21 protein-coding genes are annotated in these 26,010 nt (G+C 55.5%); 10 read left to right on the forward strand and 11 right to left on the reverse strand.

Annotation, left to right across the window (positions count from 1 at the left end; genetic code table 11):
* Together petA and AB8516_RS11910 are read right to left on the reverse strand one after the other, a co-directional pair.
* Positions 1-597 carry a ubiquinol-cytochrome c reductase iron-sulfur subunit gene (gene petA, locus AB8516_RS11905; protein ID WP_369160864.1) on the reverse strand — a complete coding sequence of 199 codons (597 nt, stop codon included), beginning with the start codon at positions 595-597 and terminating at the stop codon, positions 1-3.
* Between the two features lie 197 nt (positions 598-794).
* Positions 795-1,544 (reverse strand): Nif3-like dinuclear metal center hexameric protein, encoded by a 750-nt coding sequence (locus AB8516_RS11910; protein ID WP_369160866.1) that lies wholly within the window; start codon positions 1,542-1,544, stop codon positions 795-797.
* Positions 1,545-1,735: 191 nt separating this feature from the next.
* On the opposite strand from AB8516_RS11910, the gene AB8516_RS11915 reads away from it, so the two are divergent.
* From AB8516_RS11915 to hisC, 6 genes are all read left to right on the forward strand, one after another.
* Positions 1,736-2,893 (forward strand): trypsin-like peptidase domain-containing protein, encoded by a 1,158-nt coding sequence (locus AB8516_RS11915; RefSeq protein ID WP_369160868.1) that lies wholly within the window; start codon positions 1,736-1,738, stop codon positions 2,891-2,893.
* A 76-nt stretch (positions 2,894-2,969) separates the two neighbouring features.
* Positions 2,970-4,043 carry an adenylate/guanylate cyclase domain-containing protein gene (locus tag AB8516_RS11920; protein ID WP_369160870.1) on the forward strand — a complete coding sequence of 358 codons (1,074 nt, stop codon included), beginning with the start codon at positions 2,970-2,972 and terminating at the stop codon, positions 4,041-4,043.
* A gap of 176 nt (positions 4,044-4,219) precedes the next feature.
* Positions 4,220-5,479 carry a UDP-N-acetylglucosamine 1-carboxyvinyltransferase gene (murA, locus tag AB8516_RS11925; RefSeq protein WP_369160872.1) on the forward strand — a complete coding sequence of 420 codons (1,260 nt, stop codon included), beginning with the start codon at positions 4,220-4,222 and terminating at the stop codon, positions 5,477-5,479.
* Between the two features lie 121 nt (positions 5,480-5,600).
* Entirely contained in the window at positions 5,601-6,248 is a 648-nt protein-coding gene (gene hisG, locus AB8516_RS11930) for an ATP phosphoribosyltransferase (protein ID WP_369160874.1), read from the forward strand.
* Between the two features lie 19 nt (positions 6,249-6,267).
* Positions 6,268-7,578: a histidinol dehydrogenase gene (gene hisD, locus AB8516_RS11935; RefSeq protein ID WP_369160876.1), complete on the forward strand. Its 1,311-nt coding sequence runs from the start codon at positions 6,268-6,270 to the stop codon at positions 7,576-7,578.
* Positions 7,579-7,662: 84 nt separating this feature from the next.
* Positions 7,663-8,727: a histidinol-phosphate transaminase gene (hisC, locus tag AB8516_RS11940; protein ID WP_369160878.1), complete on the forward strand. Its 1,065-nt coding sequence runs from the start codon at positions 7,663-7,665 to the stop codon at positions 8,725-8,727.
* On the opposite strand, the gene AB8516_RS11945 is transcribed toward hisC, so the two are convergent.
* Positions 8,724-9,602, reverse strand: coding sequence for a fructosamine kinase family protein (locus AB8516_RS11945; RefSeq protein WP_369160880.1), 879 nt, complete (start codon positions 9,600-9,602; stop codon positions 8,724-8,726). The genes hisC and AB8516_RS11945 overlap by 4 nt on opposite strands.
* 554 nt (positions 9,603-10,156) lie before the next feature.
* Here AB8516_RS11945 and AB8516_RS11950 point away from each other — a divergent pair.
* Entirely contained in the window at positions 10,157-12,364 is a 2,208-nt protein-coding gene (locus AB8516_RS11950) for a primosomal protein N' (RefSeq protein ID WP_369160882.1), read from the forward strand.
* 45 nt (positions 12,365-12,409) lie between these two features.
* Here the strand turns inward: AB8516_RS11950 and AB8516_RS11955 are convergent, their stop codons facing one another.
* Entirely contained in the window at positions 12,410-13,837 is a 1,428-nt protein-coding gene (locus AB8516_RS11955; protein WP_369160884.1) for an integrin alpha, read from the reverse strand.
* Between the two features lie 204 nt (positions 13,838-14,041).
* Between AB8516_RS11955 and AB8516_RS11960 the strand changes: the two genes are divergently transcribed.
* The gene (locus AB8516_RS11960) at positions 14,042-16,522 is read left to right on the forward strand and encodes a glycogen/starch/alpha-glucan phosphorylase (RefSeq protein ID WP_369160886.1); all 2,481 of its coding nucleotides are present in this window, start codon (positions 14,042-14,044) and stop codon (positions 16,520-16,522) included.
* A 125-nt stretch (positions 16,523-16,647) separates the two neighbouring features.
* Here the strand turns inward: AB8516_RS11960 and phoU are convergent, their stop codons facing one another.
* From phoU to AB8516_RS11995, 7 genes are all read right to left on the reverse strand, one after another.
* A complete protein-coding gene (phoU, locus tag AB8516_RS11965; RefSeq protein ID WP_369160888.1) occupies positions 16,648-17,373 on the reverse strand; it encodes a phosphate signaling complex protein PhoU in 726 nt (241 codons plus the stop codon).
* A gap of 11 nt (positions 17,374-17,384) precedes the next feature.
* Positions 17,385-18,197, reverse strand: a complete 813-nt coding sequence (gene pstB / locus AB8516_RS11970) for a phosphate ABC transporter ATP-binding protein PstB (protein ID WP_369163273.1) — start codon at positions 18,195-18,197, stop codon at positions 17,385-17,387.
* Positions 18,198-18,290: 93 nt separating this feature from the next.
* The gene (gene pstA, locus AB8516_RS11975) at positions 18,291-19,589 is read right to left on the reverse strand and encodes a phosphate ABC transporter permease PstA (RefSeq protein WP_369160890.1); all 1,299 of its coding nucleotides are present in this window, start codon (positions 19,587-19,589) and stop codon (positions 18,291-18,293) included.
* Complete coding sequence (gene pstC, locus AB8516_RS11980) at positions 19,582-20,964, reverse strand: phosphate ABC transporter permease subunit PstC (RefSeq protein WP_369160892.1); 1,383 nt, start codon at positions 20,962-20,964, stop codon at positions 19,582-19,584. The genes pstA and pstC overlap by 8 nt, the downstream gene beginning before the upstream one ends.
* A gap of 73 nt (positions 20,965-21,037) precedes the next feature.
* Positions 21,038-22,081, reverse strand: a complete 1,044-nt coding sequence (locus AB8516_RS11985; RefSeq protein ID WP_369160894.1) for a PstS family phosphate ABC transporter substrate-binding protein — start codon at positions 22,079-22,081, stop codon at positions 21,038-21,040.
* A gap of 147 nt (positions 22,082-22,228) precedes the next feature.
* Positions 22,229-22,921 carry a phosphate regulon transcriptional regulator PhoB gene (gene phoB / locus AB8516_RS11990; RefSeq protein WP_369160896.1) on the reverse strand — a complete coding sequence of 231 codons (693 nt, stop codon included), beginning with the start codon at positions 22,919-22,921 and terminating at the stop codon, positions 22,229-22,231.
* 164 nt (positions 22,922-23,085) lie between these two features.
* Complete coding sequence (locus AB8516_RS11995) at positions 23,086-23,436, reverse strand: PilZ domain-containing protein (RefSeq protein WP_369160898.1); 351 nt, start codon at positions 23,434-23,436, stop codon at positions 23,086-23,088.
* A 171-nt stretch (positions 23,437-23,607) separates the two neighbouring features.
* Here AB8516_RS11995 and argS point away from each other — a divergent pair, with 171 nt between their 5' ends.
* Together argS and AB8516_RS12005 are read left to right on the forward strand one after the other, a co-directional pair.
* A complete protein-coding gene (gene argS / locus AB8516_RS12000) occupies positions 23,608-25,368 on the forward strand; it encodes an arginine--tRNA ligase (RefSeq protein ID WP_369160900.1) in 1,761 nt (586 codons plus the stop codon).
* Positions 25,369-25,372: 4 nt separating this feature from the next.
* A complete protein-coding gene (locus tag AB8516_RS12005) occupies positions 25,373-25,957 on the forward strand; it encodes an SPOR domain-containing protein (protein ID WP_369160902.1) in 585 nt (194 codons plus the stop codon).
* Positions 25,958-26,010: the final 53 nt, after the last annotated feature.

Consider the following 26,010-nt stretch of genomic DNA (forward strand, 5'->3'; position numbering starts at 1 on the left):
TCAGGCTGCTCCTCCATCGGCACCGATCAGAATTCTTGAATCAGAGAGATACTGATAGGGGGGGATTTCTAAGTTCTTTGGTGCAGGAACGCCAGCATATACCCGGCCGGCCAGGTCGAATTTTGAACCGTGGCAGGGGCAGAAGAAACCGCCCTTCCATTCAGGACCCAGGTCTTCCGGGGCAATTTCCGGTCGGTAGGTGGGCGAGCAACCCAGATGGGTGCAGATACCGACGGCTACCAGATATTCGCCTTTGATGGCGCGTTCGGGATTTTTACAGTAATCCGGTTGTTGCCCGGTATCATCCGAAGCGGGATCTTCCAGAATGCTATCCAATCCGCTGAGATCCTGCAGATTCTGCTCGGTACGGTGTACGATCCATACCGGCTTACCCCGCCATTTGACACGCATCAGCTGTCCAGGCTCGAGCTTGCCGATATCCGCCTCCACAGGCGCACCAGCCGCTTTGGCTTTTTCGCTGGGGGCCCAGGCCGCCAGGAATGGATAGATCACAAAACCGGTGCCAACTGCCCCAACCGCACTGGTAGCAAGCGTTAGGGTACGCCGCTTCTTCAAATCAACGCCATCTGCGCTCATAGATAGACTCCACAGATACTGAAACGAGCTGGATCGGGGCCTAAACGGTCCGTGCGCAGCCCCATATTCAGGACATTAGAATATAGTTAATAAACCATAAAAATTAACCGAGCATTTTCCATCAAGCGGCTTTGCAGGTCAAGATGGATTCATCTTCAAAGCACAATGGTTAAGCCAAGGTTACTGTCGAGTGACAATCAGACGGGATTTTCCACGTCTACAAACCGATGCTCGAGGGAAAACCTTTCAGCCAAATGCCTTCCGAGGGCCTGAACGCCATAACGTTCGGTGGCATGATGTCCGGCTGCATAATAGTGAATACCCAGCTCTCTGGCGAGATGGACGGTCTGTTCCGAGATCTCCCCGGAAATATAGGCATCCAGCCCTTGCTCAGCGGCCTGTTCGACAGATCCCTGTGCGGCGCCGGTGCACCAGCCGATACGTGAAAGGGGTTTATCATCGGGCGCTATATGTGTCGGTATTCTATCGAGACGATCACCGATGCGAAGTGCAAGGGCTTTTGCCGAAACAGGATCCGAGAGTGTGGTGTGCCAAATCAGGGAACCATCCGAGAGTGGTTCCGCGGGAATCAGGCCCAGTCTCTCACCCAACTGTCTGTTATTGCCATATTCGGCATGGGCATCCAAAGGCAGGTGATAGGCCAGCAGCGCGGTCCGCTGTCTGAACAGGGCGCCCACCCGCTTGGCTTTCAAACCACGCAACGGTAATCCCTCCCCCCTCCAGAAATAACCATGATGCACCAACAGGGCATCCGCCTCCCAATCCTCAGCCGCTTCGATCAGCGCCTGACAGGCAGTGACCCCCAGCATCAGTTTTTCCACCTGTTGCCCAGCCTCTACCTGCAGACCGTTGGGGCAGTAGTCATTAAATTCATCCACCTTCAACAGTTCATTACAGTAGGATTCGAGCGACAGAAGATCAATCATGGTATGTTTGCCAAAAAACAGATATCGGTTGCAGTAAGCGTCAACATGATCATAACGGGTTCAGCGTTCCAGTGGTATTTCCTGGCAGGATGCGACACCCCGGAGATGGAACGCCCATGCCAGGCATTGCAGCACAGGCTGGCCGCTGTCCGCAAACACCATGAAACACCAGACTGATTGACTCGAATTCGATGCGTATACAAAAACTTCTTTCACTGCTTCTTACCGCCTTGACTGCCGGACTGGCGGGGGCCTTCGTAACCCTCTATCTGCTCCCGGAGCAGGTGGAGAAGACGGCTGCGATTAAGCAACCCGAAATATCGGTACCGGCAATTGAAACACCGCGGCAACGCGGCCCCTTTTCTTATGCTGAGGCCGTGACGCGGGCAGCGCCATCCGTGGTTAATATCTTCACCGCCAAGATCACCACGGAATCCCAGTCTCTGCGCTTCCGGGACCCATTGCTGCAGCATCTTTTCGGCAATATGCTGCCGGAAAAGACGCGCCAACGCCTCGATACCAGCCTCGGCTCGGGTGTGATCGTCTCGGAGGATGGTTATTTATTGACCAATCACCATGTCATCGAGGGAGCGGATGAAATCAAGGTTGTTCTGGCCAACGGCAAGAGCGTCAGCGTCAGCATCGTCGGCAGTGATGCCGAATCGGATGTGGCTGTATTGAAGATCGATACAGACACCCCGTTACAGGCGATTCAGATCAACCAAACGGATTCACAACAGGTTGGGGATGTCGTGCTCGCTATCGGAAATCCATTCGGTGTCGGTCAGACTGTCACCATGGGTATCATCAGCGCCACCGGCCGCTCCCATCTCGGTATCAATACCTTTGAAAACTTCATCCAGACCGATGCGGCCATCAACCCGGGCAACTCAGGCGGCGCCCTGGTGAATGCCCGCGGAGAGCTGATCGGCATCAATACCGCGATCTTCTCCAAAACAGGCGGTTCGCACGGCATCGGTTTTGCCATACCCTTCGATCTCGCCGAAGGTATCATGCAGCAACTGATTACGACTGGACACGTAGTCAGGGGATGGCTGGGAATACAGGGTCAGGATGTATCGGAAAAACTGGCGGAGGCATTCAGCCTGCGCAATGCCGAGGGAATACTGGTGACCGGCGTCATGGAAGAAGGCCCGGCAAGTAAAGCGGGATTACGGCCAGGCGATGTCATCACCCGCATCAATGAGACCGAGATCGATAATTCTCAACAGCTGGTACAACTCATCGCCAGTCAACCCCCCGGAACGCATCTGACCATCGGAGGCTGGCGTGGAAACGAGCAAATCGAATTGGAGACCATTTCCGGGGAGCGTCCCAAACTCAAATAGGGGAGGATAATTGATATCGCTTCTACCATCGGCGACCTGACCTATACTGAAAGCTGTATCAACAGGAGCACACACCATGAAACACGCCGAAGAGATCGAAAGGATCATCGATACCGTCGGCAAGACACTTGACAGTAAATTATCGCCGACTGAAAGAATCCACTTGCACCAGGCCTTGATGAAATCCCTGGACGAAACCCCTGCGGACGGCAACAGGCCACAATACAAACAGGTTACGATCCTGTTATCGGACTTGCGCGGCTTCACCGCCATCGCCGAACGCTATCCACCGGAAACGGTTATCAAAGTCCTGAACCTCTACTTCTCCCGGATGTGCGAAATCATCTTCAGTTTTGGCGGTAGTATCGATAAATTCATGGGCGATTCAATCATGGCGCTGTTTGGTCTGACCGAGCGCAAAGAGGACGACCTGGAAAGGGCAATCGCCTGCGCAGTTGAGATGCAACGGGCGATGCTGGAAATCAATTCAGAGAATAACAAGCATGGATATCCAAGACTATTCATGGGTATCGGCATCAATACCGGCGAGGTGGTAGCCGGACATCTGGGTTCTGAACTCCACCACGAATACACTGTCATAGGAGACGAAGTCAATCTTGCCTCACGCATTGAGGCCTACAGCCTGCGCGGGCAGATTCTGTTAAGTGAGCGGGTCAGGGAAATGGCCCAGGCGTACATTGAGACATCCCCCCCGAATCATGTCATGGTGAAGGGCAAGCAGGTGCCGGTTTCACTCTACGAACTACTGTCAACCCACCGGCCCCGCCACATGGAAGTACCCCGGGTAGAGTCGCGCCGCAGTCCACGTATTGAAGTCGATTTTCCGATTGCATTCCACACCCTGCAAAATAAGGTCGTGTCGGATAAGAGCTACTCCGGCCGTGCCGTCGATCTCAGTTACAATGGCCTACAGGCCAATCTGCCGGTTGAGCTCGAGATCCTCTCCGATATCCAGATCACTCTCTATACCTCATTGATGAGTGAACAGAGCAGCCACATCTACGCCAAGATCCTGGACTGTGAAAAGCACGATGGCAACTGGTTGAGTCGTATGGAATTTACCGGTATTGATGACACAGGCCAGGCCGCGATCAAAAACTACATCGATCAGACCATAGGCAGGCATTAAACCCCGATCGGCAGCTGGCGACATTTCAGTTGCCGGAAGAAGCTTGAATAGTGGTAAAGTCGCGGTTTACTCCAGATTTCGTTATCATTCTTCGTCTTTTTTCTGTTCTAGGGCTTGTTAGGGCCTATTAACACTGAGATCCAACAATATCGCTACAGCGGTGAATCAGGAACACCATGGATAAACTGATTATTCGGGGGGGCACCCCTCTGTCAGGTGAAGTACGTATCGCCGGCGCCAAGAACGCCGCTTTGCCGATTTTGGCCGCCACCCTGCTGTCAGACGGTCCCATGCGTGTGGGCAATGTGCCTCATCTGCACGATATCACTACCACCATGGAGTTGCTTGGCGGTATGGGCGCCTCTTTGATGGTGGATGAGAAAATGGGAATCGAGGTCGATTCCAACACCATCAACAAATTCAGCGCCCCCTATGAATTAGTCAAGACCATGCGCGCCTCCATCCTGGTGCTCGGCCCCCTGTTGGCCCGTTTCGGACACGCTGATGTCTCCCTTCCCGGCGGTTGTGCCATCGGTTCCCGCCCGGTCAACCTGCATATCGAGGGATTGCGCGCCATGGGTGCCGATATCGAAGTGGAAAACGGTTACATTCGCTCCCGCTGTAAACGCCTGCATGGCGCCAGGATCGTGATGGATATGGTCACTGTGACGGGTACGGAAAACCTGATGATGGCCGCGGCCCTCGCTGAAGGTACCAGTCTGATTGAAAATGCCGCTCGTGAACCGGAGGTGGTGGACCTGGCGGAGTGCCTCAACAAGATGGGCGCCAAAATCTCAGGGGCAGGTTCTCCGAATATCTGTATCGAGGGGGTGGAGAGTCTGAAGGGAACCGAATATAACGTGCTTCCCGACCGGATCGAAACCGGAACCTTTCTGGTGGCTGCGGCCATTACTCAGGGCAACATCAAGGTACGAGACACCCGCTCGGAGCTGGTCGACTCTGTGTTGCAGAAATTGCGTGAGGCCGGGGCTGAAATCGAAATCGGTGAGGATTGGATCAGCCTTGACATGAAAGGCAGACGACCGATGGCAGTGGATGTCTACACGGCACCCTATCCGGCTTTTCCCACCGACATGCAGGCACAGTTCACAGCATTGAATTCAGTCGCTGAAGGCGTCGGTATCGTCACCGAAACCATCTTTGAAAACCGTTTCATGCATGTCCAAGAACTTCAGCGCATGGGGGCGCAGATCAAACTCGAGGGAAACACTGCGATCTGTACCGGCGCCAACAACCTGACAGGCGCACCGGTGATGGCCACCGATCTGCGCGCCTCGGCCAGTCTGGTGCTGGCAGGATTGGTGGCAGAGGGTGAAACCCTGGTAGATCGTATCTACCACATTGATCGCGGCTACCAGAATATCGAGGAGAAGCTGGCCGGCCTAGGCGGTGAAATCAGACGCCTTCCCAGCTAACAGCTGCCAGCGGTCAGCCGCCAGCTACCAGCCAGACCCCGGTGTCCGGTACACTGCTGGCCGCTGGCCGCCACTTCATATATCCTTCCACCTCCGAAACCGTGCGAAGCGTAACCGAGCCATGATATTTGACGCACCCATTACCATCGCGCTCTCCAAGGGGCGCATTTTCAACCAGAGTCTGCCCTTGCTGGCCCATGCCGGTATCGAACCCGCAGATGATCCTGATACCAGTCGCAAGTTGATTCTTGACACCAATCATGAGCAGGTGAAACTGGTCATCATCCGGGCAACGGACGTTCCCACCTATGTTGAATATGGCGCCGCTGACCTGGGTATCGCCGGAAAGGACGTGTTACTGGAGCATGGGGGTGATGGCCTGTATGAGCCACTGGATCTGAAGATCGCACAATGCCGGATGATGACAGCCGGTTACCCCGACAGGAAACAAAACAACGGACGGTTGCGGATCGCCACCAAATACGTAAAGAGTGCGCAGCGCTATTTCGCCACCAAAGGGGAACAGGTTGAGATTATCAAGCTCTACGGCTCCATGGAGCTTGCACCGATCGTCGGCCTGTCCGATCTGATCGTCGATCTGGTGGAGAGCGGCAATACCCTCAAGGCCAACGGACTGGTGCCGCTCGAACATATTGCCGACATCAGCTCCAGGCTGGTGGTCAATAAGGCGTCTTGGAAGATGAAACACGGCCTGGTCATGCAACTGATCGATGCCTTTCGGGATGCGGTATCGCAACCTTCAACCTGAATAGTCAGTAGAAGCCATTATGAGCGAAATACGCAAACTATCGACCAGCGACACTGATTTCCGGCAACAACTCGATGCACTGCTTGCCTGGGAGTCGGTCTCCGACACCGCGGTGAACGACACCGTAAATGAGATCATTCAGGCGATTCGCAGTAAGGGTGACGCTGCCCTGGTGGCGTTCACCAACCGCTTCGACCGCTGGCAGGCAACACAGCCTGGCGATCTGGAAATTACGTTGGATCGCCTGCAACAGGCCTGGAATACTATACCGGCGGTACAGCGCGAGGCACTGGAACTCTCCGCCAACCGGGTCCGTGCCTATGCCGAACATCAGATTATGGACTCCTGGTCCTACACTGAACCAGACGGCACCCTGCTGGGTCAGCAGGTAACCCCTCTGGATAGAGTGGGCCTGTATGTACCGGGCGGCAAGGCCGCCTATCCCTCGTCGGTATTGATGAATGCCATCCCCGCCAAGGTCGCCGGTGTGGCTGAACTGATCATGGTTGTGCCGACCCCCGACGGTGAACTCAATGAGCTGGTGCTGGCAGCTGCCCATGTCTCCGGCGTCGACCGGGTATTCGCCATTGGCGGCGCACAGGCGGTGGCAGCCCTTGCCTACGGCACCGAGAGCGTCCCACCAGTGGACAAGATCGTCGGCCCGGGAAACATCTATGTCGCCACCGCCAAACGGGCGGTGTTCGGACAGGTGGGCATCGATATGGTGGCGGGTCCATCGGAGATCCTGATCATCTGTGACGGCGATACCGATCCGGACTGGATCGCCATGGATCTGTTCTCCCAGGCGGAGCATGACGAAGATGCCCAATCGATACTGCTCTCCCCCGATACAGCCTTTCTTCAACAGGTAAGTGACAGCATCGACAAATTGCTGCCGACCATGGAGCGACAGGAGATCATCGCCACCGCGTTACAAATCCGCGGAGCGTTGATTCACGTCAAGGATATGGAAGAAGCGGTCGAGGTGGCCAATCACATCGCACCGGAGCATCTCGAACTATCGGTGGCCGATCCCCAGGCACTGGTTAAACAGATACGCCATGCGGGCGCCGTTTTCATGGGCAGATATACCGCAGAGGCGATGGGCGACTACTGCGCAGGTCCTAACCACGTCTTGCCGACCTCGCGCACCGCACGCTTCTCATCCCCCCTGGGGGTGTATGATTTTCAAAAGCGCTCCAGCTTGATCATGGCATCTGCCGAGGGCGCCGATAATCTGGCCAGGACATCATCCGTCATGGCCAGGGGTGAAGGGCTCACTGCCCACGCCCGTTCTGCAGAGTATCGGTTTAAGCAAACGCAGGATTAGGCGGGTTCCATATCGCTGCCCACCACTCATATTGATTGGTAGACTGTTTCCGTGAAGGTATGAAAAAATCAGGATTTTCTAACGATGAGCCGCTACTGGAGCCCCATTGTCGATCAACTCTCACCCTATGTCCCGGGTGAACAGCCGCGCATCGACAACCTGATCAAACTCAACACTAACGAAAATCCCTATGGGCCGTCGCCACAGGTGATTGAGGCCATCAATAATGTTGTCGGCGATGGGTTGCGACTCTATCCCGACCCCAGCTCCACCGGCTTACGGGAAACGGTGGCCGACTACTACGGCTTGACTGCGGAACAGGTCTTTGTAGGTAACGGCTCGGACGAGGTGCTTGCCCATGCCTTCTTTGCCTTCTTTCAGCAATCCCGGCCGCTGCTGTTTCCCGACATCACCTACAGCTTCTATCCGGTCTATTGCCGATTGTACGGCATCGAGTACCAGACGATTCCCCTCGATAATGCGTTCAAGCTCGATCTCGAACCCTATATTCAAGCCAACGGCGGCATCGTTTTTCCCAACCCGAATGCGCCCACCGGCTGTCTGTTGTCACTGCAGCGGATCGAGCGGCTACTCGAACGCAACCGGGATTCCGTGGTGGTGATCGATGAGGCCTATATCGACTTTGGTGGAGAAAGTGCGGTGGCACTGGTGAACCGTTATCCCAATCTGCTGGTGACACAGACACTCTCCAAATCCCGCGCCCTGGCCGGCCTGCGCATCGGACTGGCAATGGGCAGTTCAGAATTGATCGAGGCGCTTGTCAGGGTAAAGGACAGTTTCAACTCCTACCCCATCGATCGCGTTGCCGCGGCTGCGGCAACCGCCTCCTTCAACGATGAGGATTATTTCAGAAAGGTATGCCGCCGGATCATCGAATCCAGAGAACTTCTAAGCAGCAAACTGAGAACCTTGGGATTTCAGTTACTTCCCTCTGCCGCCAATTTCGTATTTGTCCATCACCCATTGCGGGATGCGTCGGTGATCGCTGCGAAACTGCGTGAGCAAGGGGTCATCGTCCGTCATTTCCGGCAACCGAGAATCGACGGCCATCTGCGCATCACCATCGGAACTCCAACACAGAATCAACAACTGATCGAGGCACTCGAAAGCCTCCGGCTATCGGCCTAAACCTCCGCCAACAACCGATCGATCATCGACGATGCCTGCCCCAGATAGCCACTACCGAAAAGGTTGAGGTGGTTCAGAATATGGTAGAGGTTATAGAGGATCTTACGGGTCGAGTAGCCGGCGGCAAGCGGCCATGCCTCCCGGTAGGCATCATAGAATCGGTTGCCGAAGCCGCCGAAAAGTTCGGTCATGGCCAGATCCGCCTCCCGGTCTCCATAGTAGACGGCCGGATCGAAGATGACAGGATCGCCCTCGCTTGTGTAGGCCATGTTTCCTCCCCATAGATCCCCATGCAGCAGCGACGGTTGCGGCTGATGATCGATGAGCACATGGAAGTGGTCCATAAGTCGTTCACCCTTGCGTTGCAGGCTACCACCGTAACCGTTCCTTTCGGCAAGACGCAGCTGAAAGCCAAGTCGACGGTCGCGCCAAAAGTCGATCCAGTTGTCACAGGTTTGATTCTCTTGCGGTGTCGAACCGATGGTATTATCCCGCAACCAGCCATAGCCGGGCTGACTGTTGCGATGCATTGCCGCCAGTTGATGCCCCGCCAGATCACTGCCGTTGCGGCCGGCATGCCCCATTTCGATATATTCCATGACCAGATAGGATTGTTTATCACTCAAACCAAAACAGAGAGGTTGCGGGACCCTGATCGTATTGGTCTCCGCCATCGATCTCAGTCCATCCGCCTCCGCCTCGAACATATCCAGCAGGGCTGCACGATTCAGCTTCACGAAATAGGTCCGTTCACCATCCATCAAGCGTACCCCGGTATTGATGCATCCCCCACCCACATGTCTCGGCTCCAACGGATTGAACGGCTTAGCTGTTGTCTGCGCGATATGTTGCGCAATGATTTGCCATTGAGTCACGACAGTGCCCCCTCCCCTCAACTTGTTGTAACAGAGTATCAGGGCCAGTTGACATGAATCCAATAGGTCCCAATTCCTCTATTCCGCAACTACCGACAGTGCCACATCCGTCATTCTCTCAGCTCCGCGGAAACAGGCAAAAAACCAGGTCTTGGCAAGCCTGTTTCAGAATGGAGTTGTTGTATTCATACAACAGCCTCACCCAACATCTCGTGACAGCGGGTTGAGTCTCTGCGTAAGCGGTTACTGACGCGTAAAGCCTTGTTTATACACACTGCCTCTCGTGTTGCAATACAGCATCAAGTGAAAACGCTTTATTAACAAATTAGAACAATCTAATTTACTATAAATACTTGTAACGATTGGTATAAATAAAAATGGTGAAAAACTGGTCAAATTAATAGGAATCCAGTTATAACAAGGCTTTTGGTTGAATATTCTGAAATTACACACAAAGTTATCCACAGATGTTGTGGAAAATTATCGCCGCTCCCCGCAACTGCCATTCAGATTAAATCCGACCTCGAATCTGCGCCCATGATACAGTCTCCGGCATGGCTTCAGACCCTATATTACAGATTGCGTTACCCGGTCCTTTAAGGGTGTTGTACGACTATCTGCCACCTGAAAATCCACCTCACAATACGGCTGTCGGATGTCGCTATCAAATTCCTTTCGGGCGCAGTAGCCGTATCGGCATCCTGATGGCGATAAACGCCAAAAGCGATGTTCCACCGGACCGGCTGAAGCGGGCGTTGAGGCAGATCGATACACAACCCCTGCTTGGCTCATCGGATCTTCGCCTGCTGCACTGGGCCGCAAATTATTATCAACACCCCTTGGGGGATGTGATCTTCCACGCCCTACCGGTCACATTGCGCAAACACTCCAGCCGATCAGGAAGCAGACAAAATGGCGTTCGTCTCACCACCTTGGGTAACACAGTCAATCCTGAGTCTTTACGCCAGGCGCCAAAACAACTGGCACTGATGCGGGCACTTTCGCAAACACCTGAAGGGATGGAGCGCACAATCCTGATGCAACGTTTGCAGATCTCCCAGTCGGTGGTCCGAGTACTGCTTGAGAAGGGCTGGATTGAGCGCTGCCAAATCCCGGAGTCGCCACAACCCGTCACTTCGTATTCGAATGACATCGATCTCAATAGCGAACAGCGGGAGGCAGTCGATCAGGTATACCGGCAGCTGGGAAGATTCAGACCCTTTCTGCTCCACGGCGTAACCGGGAGCGGTAAGACTGAAGTCTACCTGCGCCTGATCGAAACCGTCGTCGGCAGGGGGCAACAGGCTCTGTTGCTGGTACCAGAGATCGGTCTGACACCACAACTGTTGCAGCGCTTCCAAAAAAGCATGGGTGCAGGCGTGGCGGTACTCCACTCAGCCCTCGCCGATGGTGAACGGGAGAGGGTGTGGCAGACGTTACGCCGTGGTCAGCGGCCGATCCTGATCGGTACCCGTTCCGCGGTTTTCACACCGATGCCCAACCTGGGTCTGATCATCGTCGATGAGGAGCACGACCTCTCCTACAAACAGCAGGAGGGATTTCGCTACTCCGCCAGAGACCTGGCGCTGGTGCGTGGACAGCAGTGCGGCTGCCCGGTCGTACTTGGCTCCGCGACACCCTCTCTGGAATCCCTGCGTAATGTGGCTGAGGGGCGCTATACCCGATTGAGCCTGCCGCAACGGGTCGGCAATGCCCGGATACCACCGCTGATGCTGCTGGATATTCGCAACGTTCATCTCGATGGCGGGCTTTCACCCGCATTGATCAAGCAACTTCGACAGACCCTCGATGCCGACGAACAGGCTCTGCTGTTCCTCAACCGGCGTGGTTATGCGCCGATGCTCACCTGCCACGCGTGCGGCTGGCTGACCGATTGCCCCCGCTGCGACGCACGCATGACGCACCACCGGCAACTGCAGCTGCTATGGTGCCACCATTGCGGCCATCAGCGCCGTGAACCCAACCAATGCCCGGAATGCGGCTGTCCCGATCTGCGGCCGCTGGGACAGGGAACCGAGCGTGTGGAAGAGGCCCTGCAAAGACACTTCCCCGGCACCCCCCTGGCACGCATCGACCGCGACTCCACCAGCCGCAAGGGTGCCTTGGAACAGATCCTGTCCCGCATCAAAGCCGGCGAGTTTCCACTTCTCCTGGGTACCCAAATGTTGGCCAAGGGCCACCATTTCCCGGATGTCACACTGGTCGCCATACTGGATGTGGATCAAGGATTGTTCGGCGCTGACTTCCGTGCCTCTGAGCGCATGGCGCAACTGGTATTGCAGGTGGCGGGCAGAGCCGGCAGGGCAGAGCGCCCCGGCAGGGTATTGATCCAGACACGTCATCCTGACCATCCCCTGATGCAGCTACTGACCAAGCATGGTTATGAGGCCTTTGCCGACGAGGCACTCGAAGAGCGTCGCGCGGCCGCCTTCCCGCCTTACTCCCACCAGGTATTGCTGCGCGCCGAATCGGCCAAGGCCGCAGACCCGGAGAACTTTCTCAATCAGGCGATCAAGGTCGGCAGGGCGCTGAACGGCAACGGTTCCATTGAATTCTGGGGTCCCGTACCCGCACCCATGGCGCGCAAGGCCGGTAAGACCCGGGCCCATCTGCTGATCCAATCCACACATCGCCAGCCGCTGCATCAGTGGCTGACAAAATGGGTTTCCGAGATCGCCCGGTTGTCCGAAGCACGCAGAGTACGTTGGTCGATAGATGTGGATCCGCAGGAGATGCTGTGAGTCCAGGGCCAGTCAATAATGATCCAACCGGCCCTATGGATCGAATTATCCCCCCGGATCGTGAAGAAAATTGGCCAGATCGTCCTGGGACATATTGAATATTCCACCCTCTTGCCTGTCATGATCAGTATCCACTTCATCCATGAAGAGCACCCAGAGTGCGCCTTTGTCCGTACCGCCATCATCGTCGAGGCTGGCGCCAACCACTAAGTCGTTTATATCATCGCCATCCAGGTCCCCCAATTGAGCAACAGCTGCGCCGAATTGGTCGCCGCTGTCGAGATCTCCATCGAAACCGCCCTCTGTATCGGAAATCTTCGAAGATGAGATAACCTCACCATCGACTTCCAAAAACAGGACCCAGACGGCACCCCGTTCAGCACCGCCATCATCACTCTGTTTCGCGCCTACCACCAGATCATCCGTGCCGTCACTGTTGATATCCCCGAAATTGGCAAGCGCACCGCCAAACCGGTCGTTGTCACTAAGCTGCCCGTCGAATGATGCGCGGTTTTGCGATATGCGCTTCTTGGATTCAACCGTTCCGTCAGCATTCAGAAACAGAATCCACACGGCACCCCGCTCAGGGCCACCATCATCATCGCCACTCACGCCTACAGCGAGATCGGTCACGCCATCGCCGTTAAGATCGCCAATCTCAGTCACGGCAGTGCCGAAATGGTCTTCATCATCCAGATCACGGTCGAGGTTACCCTCGTCCGAGGATATCTTTTGTGACGATAGAACCGTACCATCACTGTTCATAAAGAGTATCCAGACTGCACCCCGGTCGGTTCCTCCATCATCATCGTAAGGCACGCCAACCGCCAGATCGGTGACCCCATCGTTATTCAGATCGCCGATACTGGCCAGGGCGTGGGCAAACTGATCATTGTCGTCCAGATCCCCTTCGAACTCGCCTTCATCTTGCGAGATCTTCTGCTCCGAAATGACCGTGCCATCACCATTGAGAAACAGGATCCAGACTGCCCCCTTGTCGGTGCCGGCATCATCATCCAGCGGGGCGCCCACGGCGATATCCAGAAAGCCATCTCCGTTCAGATCGCCGAGGGGGGCGATGGCACGACCGAACTGATCACCGTCATCCAGATCGCCGGTGAAATCCCCCGAATCATCCGAGATCTTTTGATGGGTATCGACCTTTCCATCGCTGTCCATGAACAGTATCCATACTGCGCCCCTATTCTCCCCATCGTCGTCATCGAATGGCGCACCCACGGCAAGATCGATAACCCCATCAACCTCCAGGTCACCGATATTGGCCAAGGCAAGGCCGAACTGATCCTGCACATCCAGGTCACCGTTAAAGTTCCCCTTCTCCTCGGATATCTTTTGCTCGGAATCAACGTCTGTTGAATAAGAGACCGAACAGCCTGTCACCAACAGCACCAGGCAAAGTGCTATTGGATAGACGAGAGAGAAAGAGAAGTGCTGCATGTGTGATTGATCCATCAAAAAACCTTTTCTATACCTACCTGGATAATGCGAAACCACCAAAAGCGGTACGGATCGGAGACATATTCGAAAACAGTCTATCCGTCTACCAAGTATATATCCTAAGTGGGCATGTCCACACAATTCCGTTTGCTGTTATTGGGCTTAGTTTGGTTTTGTATCTAAGCTTTTATCAGGGAACACCGGATAAATATACGCCTCATGAAGAAGAAACAGATCTCCGATTACCGTATCGCTTCGGATGCCGACTCCATCCGACATTCGTTTCTGGATAATCTCTATTTTGTCCAGGCCCGCTTTCCGGAGGTGGCATCGCACAATGACTTCTATCTGGCCCTGGCATGGACCGTACGCGACCGTCTGTTGAGCAACTGGATAGAAACCGCGAGTACATACTACCGACAGGCCAGCCGCAGTGTATGCTACCTCTCCGCAGAGTACCTGACCGGACCACACCTGCATAATGCGGTACTCTCCCTGGGCGTCGAACCCCAAATACGCCATGCGATGGCAGGCCTTGGCCTGGATCTCGATGACATCACCGCACAGGAACCGGAGCCAGGTCTCGGCAATGGCGGCCTGGGCAGGTTGGCGGCATGTTATCTCGATTCCCTGGCCACCCTGCAGATCCCTGCCATCGGTTACGGCATCCGTTACGAATTCGGTATCTTCGAACAGGTGATCCGGCACGGCCGCCAGGTGGAACTTGCCGATATGTGGCTGCGTAGCGGAAATCCGTGGGAGATCCCAAGACCCGAGATCAACTTCGAGGTTGGCTTTGGCGGCACCACAAAGCACTACACGGATGAGTCCGGTCGCTATCGCGTTCGCTGGCAACCGCAACGCCATGTCAAGGGTGTTGCCTATGACACACCGATACCTGGTTACCGGGTGCCTACAGTCAACCTGTTACGGCTGTGGAATGCCCAGGCCTGCGAATCATTCAACCTGGGCGCCTTCAATGTGGGTGACTACGAGCGCGCAGTCGAGGAGAAGATCGCCTCAGAGACGATCAGCAAGGTGCTTTATCCCAACGACGAACCGATGCAGGGGAAACGCCTGCGCCTGGAACAGGAGTATTTTTTCTGTGCCTGCACCATTCAGGATATCCTGCGTCTGCTGCTGCAACAGAATGGCTCACTGGATCTGCTGCCGGAGAAATTCGCCATTCAGCTCAATGACACCCATCCGGCAATCGCGGTGGTCGAACTGATGCGCCTGTTGATCGATGTTCACGACATGGCGTGGGATGAGGCATGGCGGCTGGTGCGAAAAACCGTCTCCTATACCAACCACACTCTGCTCCCGGAGGCCCTTGAAACCTGGCCGGTGGAACTCATCAGCGAGGTTCTGCCCAGGCATCTCGAAATCATTTACGAAATAAACCGCCGTCTCCTGGAAAAAGTTAGAACCCGTTCACCTGATGATGATGCGCTGCTCGCCCGAATCTCCCTTATCGACGAAAGATATGGTCGTAATGTACGCATGGCCCACCTGGCGACTGTCGCCAGTCAGCATATAAATGGCGTGGCGAATCTGCATAGCCGCCTGCTGCGGGATCGCGTGTTGAGGGATTTCCACACCCTGGATCCTGAACGTTTTACCAATATCACCAATGGTGTCACACCGCGGCGATTTATGATCCTGGCAAATCCAGCATTGACCAGCCTGATAAACGATACCATCGGTGATGCGTGGACCAGGGATTTGGAACGTTTGCAGGAACTTGAGGAGTGGGCCGATAACCCCGGCTTTCAAGGCGCCTGGCGCGAGGTTAAATTAGGCAATAAGCAAGCTCTTGCGCAGACCATATTCAAGACCTCGGGTATCGAAGTGGACCCTGCAACGCTGTTTGACTGTCAGATCAAACGCATCCATGAGTACAAACGCCAACACCTGAATATCCTGCATATCATTTGCCGGTATCTGGAAATGAAGCGCGGTTTGCATACTGACGCTCCAGCACGCACATTACTGTTCGCCGGTAAATCGGCACCCGGATACTACACCGCCAAAGTTATTATCGAGTTGATCCACACTGTTGCCGATACGGTTAATTCTGACCCGGATGTCAGCGATAAGATGCGTATCGCTTTCCTGCCCAATTTTAATGTCAGCAGCGCTGAGAAGATCTATCCCGCCGCCGATCTTTCACAACAGATTTCGACAGCGGGGATGGAGGCCTCGGGCACGGGCAATATGAAATTCGCACTCAACGGCGCCTTGACCATTGGGACCCTGGATGGGGCCAACATAGAGATTCGCCAACGGGTGGGTAAGGAGAATTTTTTTCTATTCGGCCTCACTGAATCGGAGGTGGCAAACCGTCGAGCCGGCGACTACCGGCCACGGGAGCGTTATTTGAATGACCAGCAATTACGCAGCGTCATCGATGCCCTCGCCGACGGTCTATTTTCTTCTGGGGATAGCACAAGATTCAGACCGTTGATCGACAACCTGTTGCAGCATGACCACTTTTTCGTACTCGAGGACTTTTCAGCCTACCGGGCGTGCCAACAGCAGGTGGATGATACCTGGAATGATCCGACGAAATGGATCCGTGCATCGATCCTGAATACCGCCCGCTGCGGCTGGTTCTCCTCTGACCGGGCCATCAAAGAGTATTGTGAGCGGATCTGGCGGGTCTCACCGGTACCGATCAAGCAGAACACTGCAACCTGACGCAGACCCATTTGCAAACGGTACTGAAATTTTCGCACCTGGTCATAAAACCACTACCGTATGGTATAGCGGATTTGATTGAGTCCGATAAAAACAAACGGGCAGATGGTCATCGACCTGCCGACCTAAGTGGTATTCTTTAATTCACTGTAGATAGCATTTACATCTTCGTGCCTGACATCCTTGCCGGTTATCAGAAAAATGACGTGACCACCGATATTCTTGGCATGACCGCCGATCCGCTCCAGGGCCCGGATCGCCAGAACGATATCAACCACATGACCCACGCTGCGCGAGTCCTCCATGAGGAAGGTCGACAGCCTGCGCAAAGCCCCCCTGAACTCGTCGAAGAGCCTCTCTTCCTGCTCTATGACGCTGAGCGCGAGCCGGCTGTCGACCTCGATGAACGCCTGCAGACTCAACGTCAGCATTTCGTCGACAAAGGCCGCCATATCGAAGATATCGGTCAGGATTTCATTGCTCGGCGGCGGCTTGCCATTGTCGTAGAAGTGAATGGTCAGGTTGGCGATCTTGCGCGCCTCGTCCCCGACCCGCTCCAGGTCCGTAATGATTTTCTGTACGGTCAGGATATCGCGCAGATCCTTGGCCATCGGTTGGCGCTTGGCGATCAGGCGGATGATCTCCTCGTCGGCCTTGACGTCGATGGCATTCAGCTCCCGGTCACGGTCGATCACCAGACCCGCCTCTTTGGTATCCTCATCCTTGAGTGTCTGTACGGCCCGGCGTAATTGATCCAGTCCCAACTCCCCCAACTCGACAACGAGTGCGTTGATGCTCTCCAGTTCGTCGTTGAACGCCTTTACAGTGTGTCCGCTGGTCATTTCGTTCATCTGTTTAATCCTTAACCAAAGCGACCGGTAATATAGTCTTCGGTCAGTTTATGACGGGGATTGGTAAAGATCTGATCCGTTTCGCCCACCTCGATCAGCTTGCCGAGATGGAAATAGGCCGTGCGCTGACTTACCCGGGCGGCCTGCTGCATGGAGTGGGTGACGATGGCGATGGTGTAGTTTTCCCGCAGTTCGTCGATCAGCTCCTCGATCTTGGCGGTGGCGATGGGATCGAGTGCGGAACAGGGTTCATCCATCAGTATCACTTCAGGGCTTACCGCAATCGCCCGCGCGATGCAGAGGCGTTGCTGCTGCCCACCCGAGAGGCCGGTTCCCGGCTGGTCGAGCCGGTCTTTGACCTCGTCCCACAGACCGGCTCTGGTGAGGGAACTCTCGACAATCTCATCCAGGTGTTTGACATCGTCATTAAGGCCATGGATACGCGGTCCGTAGGCGATATTGTCGTAGATCGATTTCGGAAAAGGATTGGGTTTCTGAAACACCATGCCGACGCTGGCGCGCAGCGGCACCACGTCCAGGCCGTCGTCGTAGATATCCTGCTCATCCATTTTGATCTGACCGGTGACGCGACAGATGTCGATGGTGTCGTTCATGCGGTTGAGACAACGCAGAAAAGTGGACTTGCCGCAACCTGACGGCCCAATCATGGAGATCACCTGGTTTTTGCCGATATCCAGGCTGACATCGAATATCGCCTGCTTCTCCCCATAATAGACATTGACGTTTCGACAGGTCATTCGGGGATCTTCGATATAAATCTCTCCGATTGTCCCGGTGCCATGCTGTTCATAGGCTGCCTGCATATCGATCTCGGCTTGAACATCCGGTTTCGCTGTTTTGGCGACTACGCCACCCTCATTGACTAACTCTTCCATACTTACCTCACTTGCATTGGCTTACCAACGCCGCTCAAATTTCTTTCTCAGCCAGACGGCCAACAGGTTCATGCTGATCAGGAAGGCCAGCAACACCATGATGGCGGCGGATGTGCGTTCGACGAAGGCCCTTTCCGGACTGTCGGCCCAGAGATAGATCTGCACCGGCAGTACCGCCGAAGGATCGAAGGGCCCACCTGGGATGTCGACAATGAAGGCCACCATGCCAATCATCAGCAGGGGCGCGGTCTCACCCAGGGCCTGGGCCATGCCGATGATGGTGCCAGTGAGCATGCCCGGCATCGCCAGGGGCAACACATGATGGGTGATGGTCTGCATCGGCGACGCGCCGACCCCGAGCGCCGCCTCACGGATGGAGGGTGGCACGGACTTCAGTGCAGCACGGCTGGCGATGATGATCGTCGGCAGGGTCATCAGCGCCAACACCAGGCCACCCACCATCGGCACCGACCTGGGCAAGCCGAAAAAATTGATGAAAACCGCCAGGCCCAGCAGACCGAAAACGATGGAAGGCACCGCCGCCAGGTTGTTGATATTCACCTCGATGATGTCGGTCCAACGGTTCTTGGGGGCGAACTCCTCGAGATAGACCGCCGCCGCGACACCCACCGGAAAAGAGATCAGCAGACAGATCAACAGAGTAAAAAAGGAACCAAAGACAGCACCCTTGATACCCGACAACTCGGGTTCGCGGGAGTCGCCCGCCGTGAAGAAGGTGGTATTGAAACGCTTTTCGATCCGATCATCCGCCTGTAGCGACTGTATCCATACCATCTGGTTGTTCTTGATGCGCCGGTCGCTCTCGGGAACGTTGAGATCGATGTGCCCCTTGATCAGCATATCCACATCGTCGTCCGCCACCAGCCAGACGCTCTGCCGGGTGCCGATCAGGGAGGGGTCCCGCATCACCCAGTCCCGCAGCTGAAAACTCGCGCCGGTGCTCACCAGATTGTAAAGGACCTTCTTCTCCCGGCGGGAGGTGACTTCCGGAAACATCTCCCGCAGCGTCTTCTTGACCAACCCGCCGTAGTTCGCCTGGGAGAGCACATCAGGATCGGTCTCGCCCGCGGGTGCGATCATTTCAGGATCGAAATCGACATCCAGCTTCACGTAGGTCTGCTGAAATGCGGTGTAACCGTTGGCAAAGATACTGATAAACAGGAAGGATACGAACACCAGGCCAAGAATGATCGCCCCCAGCCCCACTCGCTGGAAACGTTTTTCCTGACGATAGCGGCGCTCCAATCCCTGTTGGACCCGCACCATTGTCCTGTCGTGTTGTTGCTGTAGTTTATTCATACTGTTCACGGTATTTGCGCACGATATGCAGCGCGATCATGTTGAGCGCGAGGGTAATCACGAACAGCACCAGTGCCAGGGCGAACGCCGCCAGGGTCTTGGCGCTGTCGAACTCCTGATCGCCCACCAGCAGGGTGACGATCTGGACGGTTACCGTGGTCACCGCTTGCAACGGATTGGCGGTCAGGTTGGCGGATAGGCCGGCGGCCATCACCACGATCATGGTCTCGCCGATGGCCCGTGAGACGGCCAGCAGTACGCCGCCAACGATACCCGGCAACGCTGCGGGGATAATCACCTGGCGTATGGTTTCCGAACGGGTGGCGCCGAGTCCGTAGGAGCCGTCGCGCATCGCCTGGGGTACCGCATTGATGACATCGTCCGACAGGGACGAGACGAAGGGGATGATCATGATCCCCATCACCACACCCGCTGCCAGGGCCGACTCGGAGGAGACGCTGAGGCCGAGGATGGTGCCCATATCGCGGAAAAACGGAGCCACGGTCAAAGCGGCGAAAAACCCATACACAACGGTAGGAATACCGGCCAGGATCTCAAGCACCGGCTTGGCCAGGGCGCGGAAATGCTTGCCTGCGTATTCCGCCATGTAGATCGCGGACATCAGGCCGATGGGCACGGCCACGAACATCGCGATCAAAGTAATCAAGAAGGTGCCCGCAAACAGCGGAATCGCACCGAAGACCCCTGAAGAACCGACCTGGTCCGCCCGGATCGCGGTCTGGGGCGACCACTCCAGGCCGAACAGAAACTCGGTTACCGGTATCTGTTGAAAGAAGCGGATCGACTCGAAGAGCACCGATAATACGATACCGATGGTGGTGAAGATCGCCAGCGATGAGCTGGAGACCAGAAAGAAGTTGATCGCCTTCTCCACCCGGTTTCGGGCCCGCTGATGGCGACTGATGGAGCGCTGGGCAAAAAGCCCGCCGAGTATCGCTACCGACAGCGCCACGACGAACAGGGCCATATCGCTAATGCGCAACAGGGAGGAATAGTGATCGGCGGCACTCTGCATGGTCGCATCCACAGCCTGAGAGACGATATCCCCCTGGGCGAGATTGCGGATGTCGTTCATCACCAGATTGAGCCGCTCGGGCGGTAGATTTTGAATCTCCGTCGGCAGGCTGTCCACCACCAGACCCGTTACTACAGATCCTTCAAAAGAGATCCAAAGCACGAATAGCAGCAAGGCAGGCACGCCACACCAGAGTGCGGTGTGAATACCATAGTATGAGGGCAGCGAATGGAGATCTCTAACCCGGCCGCTTACCAGACTCAGGGAGCGCTTGCGGCCCATGTAATAGGCCGCCGCCATGAGACCCAATAGAACAATGATCAACGTAGACGATTGCATGCCGTAAATTCCGGAAAAAAGCGGCTGTCTCCAATACAAGAGACAGCCGCTCCTTCAGCTCATGAAAAGAGTGTCAGAGTTTCAGAGTGGTCTTGGTCTCAACGTCACTCTTGAATGCTTTGCGCTCTTCGGTCGGCATCGGAATCAGGCCCTTATCGGCGAGATAGCCTTCATCGCCCCAGGCTTTGTCGCTGGTGAACTCAGCCAGATAGTTCTCGATACCGGGGATCCTGCCCATGTGCGCCTTTTTCACGTAGAAATAGAGCGGACGGGATACCGGATAGCTGCCATCGGCGATCAGCTCGAAAGTCGGTTCGACGCCATCGATGAGCGAACCCTGCACCTTATCGGAGTTCTGATCCAGGAAGCTGTAACCGAACACGCCCAGAGCGTTCTTGTTGGCCTCGAGCTTCTGCACGATCAGGTTGTCGTTCTCACCGGCCTCGATGTACTTGCCGTCTTCACGCACGGTGTGACAGATCGACTTGTACATTTTCTTGTCCTTCTTCTTCATCGCCTTGATCCAGTCAATCTTTTTACAGCCACCCTCCATCGCCAGCTCGGCGAAGGCATCACGGGTACCGGATGTGGGGGGAGGACCCAGGACTTCGATCGCCATCGCAGGCAGATCACTGTTCACATCCTTCCAGGTCTGGTAAGGGTTGGCTACCAGCTTGCCGTTGGTGGGATCTTTCGGATCCGGAACCTGTTTGGCCAGCGCCAGGAAGATATCCTTGCGGGAAACGGAGAAACGGGGCGCCGCCTTGGAATTGGCCAGGGCAATACCGTCATAACCGACCTTCACCTCGATGATGTCGTTGATACCGTTGCCGGCGCAACGCTCAACCTCGGATTTCTTGATCCGGCGGGAAGCATTGGTGATATCGGGATGCTCCACACCGACACCGGCGCAGAACAGCTTCAAGCCGCCACCGGAGCCGGTAGACTCGATTTTGGGCGTCTTGAATTTGGAGGTCTTACCGAATTGCTCGGCCACCACGGTTGCAAAAGGGTAGACGGTGGAGGAACCGACCACACTGATATAATCGCGTGCGGAAGCCATGCCAACAAAACCGGTCAATGACAGTGCAACCGCTGCTGAGATCAGCTTTTTCATGTTTCTATCTCTCCTTCGTAGAGAACTCAGTAACCAGAAAACTGAGCGAGTGTTGTATTCAGGCGCTAGAGAATAGGCCCCTAAGATGAATAGAAAATGAGAGAGATATGATTTTTTTGTTACATGAGGAAGAGCATGTTTCCGGGATCAGCGTTTATTCGAAAATCGATAACCCGCTCCACGTACAGTCTGCAGCAGCTTATCCTTAGCGGTGGGTTCCAGGGCCTTTCGCAGGCGCCGGATGTGGACATCCACTGTACGCTCTTCAATATAGACGTTGGTGCCCCACACCTGATCCAGCAATTGGCCCCGGGTGAAGACCCTTTCGCGATGAGACATGAAGAAGTGCAATAGCCTGAACTCGGTGGGACCAAGATCGACATCATCACCGTCAGAGGTGATCCTATGGCTCACCGGATCGAGGGCAAGTCCGCCGCATTCGAGCAGATCCCCTGCCAACAGGGGCGATACACGCCGCAGGATAGAGCGGATTCTGGCCAGCAGCTCCCTGGCGGAAAAGGGTTTGGTGACATAGTCTTCAGCACCGATATCGAGGCCGCGAACCTTGTCATCCTCCTCGCCTTTGGCCGTCAGCATGATGATCGGGATCGATGCCGTCTCACGGTCCTTCTTCAACCTGCCCGCCAGTTCCAGGCCGCTCATGCCCGGCAGCATCCAGTCGAGCAGAATCAAATCCGGCTTGGCTTTGCGGATCTGATTGATGGCCTGGGTCGCATCTTCGACAAAATCCGCCTGAAACCCGTCCTGCTCCAAAATAAACCGCAACATTTCACCGACAGCGGGTTCATCATCAACTGCAAGTATTCTGGGGACTGTCATCACGGTATCCCTATTGACTGTGAAGTCAGCCATTAAACAGGAGGTTTGTTACATAAAGATGACAGTCGTGGCATCCACGGGGAGATTCATCCCGGGATTCTCCGGACATTTCCAGATCAGCATGGAATCAATCGGCCAGGGGAGGTTGCGATGGCTGGCCAGGATCAGATGACTGCCTCGCTGGCCACTCCGTGCTGATGTCCAATGGGCCGGTTACCGGATGCCGAGGCTATCACTGCATCGTAGAGTTCCGGTTGGGGCCGCCAAAACATGATACCGACCCCGTCCTTCTGGGAGTGGGTCACAATACCCGTTACTGCCCAATGTCTGCCAGCGTAAAAAAACTCCAACTCGACCATCGCCCCTGTCAGCATGGTCAGGCTGCGGGTATGCAGATAGATCCCCTGCATTGAGCAGTTAACCGCATTGGCGGGAAAAACCTGCTGCTTGCGATAGCGGATATAGACTTCCCCTGTTATGGGATAGCGCTTATTGTAGCGTCTCTCTACTGACATAATCTTTTTTCCTCTGAATTCATGACTATAGGTAGTGTAGAAACCGGGAATGACATCCATATGACCGGGAAATGAACCATTTCTGACTGAAAATTAGAGTCTCCCCCTCCCCCGAAAGGCCCGATTCCTGGTATCCTTGCCGCCCTTGAAACCGGCAATTCCACAGACAAGATGAAGAAGCAGATTGAGCAACTGGTACAGGCGGCACTGAAGCAACTGGTCCTGGACGGTGTGATACCGCAAGAGGCTATGCCTGTCCCCAAGATCGAACGCACGAAAGATAGCCGGCACGGTGACTTCGCCACCAATATCGCCATGGCGCTTGCCAAGCCCGCCCGCACCAACCCCAGGGAGCTGGCTCAGCAACTTCTCGACGCCCTCCCGGCATCCGATCTGATCGAACGTTGCGATATTGCGGGCCCGGGTTTCATCAACTTCACCTTGACCGCGACGGCCTATCACAGCCTGATGCCCGCCATCATCGAGCAGGGCCACGGCTACGGCCGCAGTGAGCTGGGCAAAGGCAAGCGCATCCAGGTCGAATTCGTCTCTGCCAACCCCACCGGCCCGCTGCATGTGGGCCATGGCCGCGGCGCGGCCTATGGATCGGTGGTGGCCGACCTGCTGCAGGCTATCGGATTCGATGTGCATCGCGAATACTATGTGAATGACGCCGGCAGGCAGATGGATATCCTGGCCACCTCGGTCTGGCTGCGCTATCTCGAGCTGTGTGACGAAGCACTGACCTTTCCCGCCAACGGCTATCGTGGGGACTATGTATGGGACATCGCGGCAACCCTGCACCGGGATCACGGGGAGGCCTATAGACACGATGCTGAAACCGTTTTCCACGACGTCCCGGCGGACGAACCCGCTGGTGGCGACAAGGAGGCCCACATCGATGGCCTGATCGATCGGGCCAAACAGCTGCTGGGAGACAACCGCTACCGGTTTGTCTTCGAATTGGGCCTCAACACAATTCTCGACGATATCCGCGATGACCTGGGTCTGTTTGGCGTCAACTACGATGAGTGGTATTCAGAGCGCAGCCTGACAGAGAGCGGCTCCGTGAACCGGGCCATAGAGCGACTGCGTAGCGCAGGGCATCTCTATGACAAGGATGGGGCGGTCTGGTTTCGCTCAACCAACTACGGAGATGAAAAGGACCGGGTGGTCATTCGTGACAATGGACAAACCACCTATTTCGCATCCGATATCGCCTACCACATGGATAAACTGGAACGGGGTTTCGATCGGGTCATCGATGTCTGGGGCGCAGACCACCACGGCTATGTACCGCGGGTCAAGGCGGCCCTGCAGGCACTGGGCGACGACCCCTCCAAACTCGATGTCCTGCTGGTGCAGTTTGCGATTCTCTATCGCAGTGGTGAGAAGGTGCAGATGTCCACCCGCTCCGGCCAGTTCGTCACCTTGCGGGAGCTGCGCAAGGAAGTCGGCGCCGATGCCGCCCGGTTCTTCTATGTGATGCGTAAATGCGAACAGCACATGGATTTCGATCTTGATCTGGCGAAGTCCCAATCGAATGATAATCCGGTCTACTATGTGCAGTATGCCCACGCCCGGATCTGCAGCGTGTTTCAACAGGCCGCAGAACAGTCAATCTCCGTCGAGGATGATCCAACAGCAATCGATTATGCCCTGTTGAGCGAATCCCATGAGCAGGCGTTGATCACCAGCCTGGCCAGGTATCCGGAAATCGTGGAGGCGGCCGCACTGCATGAGGAACCCCACCAGCTGACCCACTACCTGCGTGATCTGGCCAACGATTTCCATACCTATTACAACGCCCATAAATTCCTGATCCCGGACACCGCACTGCGGAATGCCAGGCTGCAGCTCATCCTGGCTACCCGGCAGGTTGTGCGCAACGGCTTGAATCTGCTTGGTGTTTCAGCACCCGAGAAGATGTGACGGCATGGCTGACTATAAGCATCGCGCCCATAAAAAAAAGAAGCAACGCCAGCATAGCGGCAGCTGCCTGTTCCATATGTTCGGCGGTATCGTCATTGGCGCCTTTCTAATGGGTCTCGCCTGGTTGAAACTGGGACCCGGCCTCTCTTCAAACGGCGTGCCCGGCGTTCCCTCCCCACGGCCCGAGGCCGCAAAACAGGAGCCCCGCAACGCTCCCAAACCCACATTCGAGTTCTACACAATTCTGCCGGAAATGGAGGTTGTCATACCCGATGAGGAGATCGTGACACCGGATGACGACACCCCAGCCAAACCTCCCAGTGACAGATCCGCCGCTCCGGATCAAGAGCAATATAGCTATGTCCTGCAGATGGGGTCATTCAGAAAACACCAGGATGCGGACCGTCTCAAGGCGAAGCTCGCGCTGATCGGTATCGAGGCGGAGATCCAGAAGGTGAGCATCAACAATCGCGATACCTACCATCGTGTCCGCAGCGGGCCCTATCACTCTCAGGCCCGTTTAAATGCAGATCGGCATCTCGCCAAGGAGAACAGCATCAACAGCCTGGTCATCAAACTAAAAAAATAGTGCCCAGCTCAGTCCATGAGGAGATCCGGCCATGAGGATGGAGTTAGCCATTT

The sequence above is a fragment of the Candidatus Thiodiazotropha sp. LNASS1 genome, assembly GCF_964212655.1.
In the GTDB taxonomy this organism is placed as follows: Bacteria; Pseudomonadota; Gammaproteobacteria; order Chromatiales; family Chromatiaceae; genus Thiodiazotropha.

Bases quoted from the DNA above. Each gene is read 5' to 3' on its own strand.
- petA (WP_369160864.1), bottom strand. From the start codon at position 597: ATGAGCGCAGATGGCGTTGATTTGAAGAAGCGGCGTACCCTAACGCTT.
- AB8516_RS11910 (WP_369160866.1), bottom strand. From the start codon at position 1,544: ATGATTGATCTTCTGTCGCTCGAATCCTACTGTAATGAACTGTTGAAG.
- AB8516_RS11915 (WP_369160868.1), top strand. From the start codon at position 1,736: ATGCGTATACAAAAACTTCTTTCACTGCTTCTTACCGCCTTGACTGCC.
- AB8516_RS11920 (WP_369160870.1), top strand. From the start codon at position 2,970: ATGAAACACGCCGAAGAGATCGAAAGGATCATCGATACCGTCGGCAAG.
- murA (WP_369160872.1), top strand. From the start codon at position 4,220: ATGGATAAACTGATTATTCGGGGGGGCACCCCTCTGTCAGGTGAAGTA.
- hisG (WP_369160874.1), top strand. From the start codon at position 5,601: ATGATATTTGACGCACCCATTACCATCGCGCTCTCCAAGGGGCGCATT.
- hisD (WP_369160876.1), top strand. From the start codon at position 6,268: ATGAGCGAAATACGCAAACTATCGACCAGCGACACTGATTTCCGGCAA.
- hisC (WP_369160878.1), top strand. From the start codon at position 7,663: ATGAGCCGCTACTGGAGCCCCATTGTCGATCAACTCTCACCCTATGTC.
- AB8516_RS11950 (WP_369160882.1), top strand. From the start codon at position 10,157: ATGGCTTCAGACCCTATATTACAGATTGCGTTACCCGGTCCTTTAAGG.
- AB8516_RS11955 (WP_369160884.1), bottom strand. From the start codon at position 13,837: ATGGATCAATCACACATGCAGCACTTCTCTTTCTCTCTCGTCTATCCA.
- AB8516_RS11960 (WP_369160886.1), top strand. From the start codon at position 14,042: ATGAAGAAGAAACAGATCTCCGATTACCGTATCGCTTCGGATGCCGAC.
- phoU (WP_369160888.1), bottom strand. From the start codon at position 17,373: ATGAACGAAATGACCAGCGGACACACTGTAAAGGCGTTCAACGACGAA.
- pstB (WP_369163273.1), bottom strand. From the start codon at position 18,197: ATGCAGGCAGCCTATGAACAGCATGGCACCGGGACAATCGGAGAGATT.
- pstA (WP_369160890.1), bottom strand. From the start codon at position 19,589: ATGAATAAACTACAGCAACAACACGACAGGACAATGGTGCGGGTCCAA.
- pstC (WP_369160892.1), bottom strand. From the start codon at position 20,964: ATGCAATCGTCTACGTTGATCATTGTTCTATTGGGTCTCATGGCGGCG.
- AB8516_RS11985 (WP_369160894.1), bottom strand. From the start codon at position 22,081: ATGAAAAAGCTGATCTCAGCAGCGGTTGCACTGTCATTGACCGGTTTT.
- phoB (WP_369160896.1), bottom strand. From the start codon at position 22,921: ATGACAGTCCCCAGAATACTTGCAGTTGATGATGAACCCGCTGTCGGT.
- AB8516_RS11995 (WP_369160898.1), bottom strand. From the start codon at position 23,436: ATGTCAGTAGAGAGACGCTACAATAAGCGCTATCCCATAACAGGGGAA.
- argS (WP_369160900.1), top strand. From the start codon at position 23,608: ATGAAGAAGCAGATTGAGCAACTGGTACAGGCGGCACTGAAGCAACTG.
- AB8516_RS12005 (WP_369160902.1), top strand. From the start codon at position 25,373: ATGGCTGACTATAAGCATCGCGCCCATAAAAAAAAGAAGCAACGCCAG.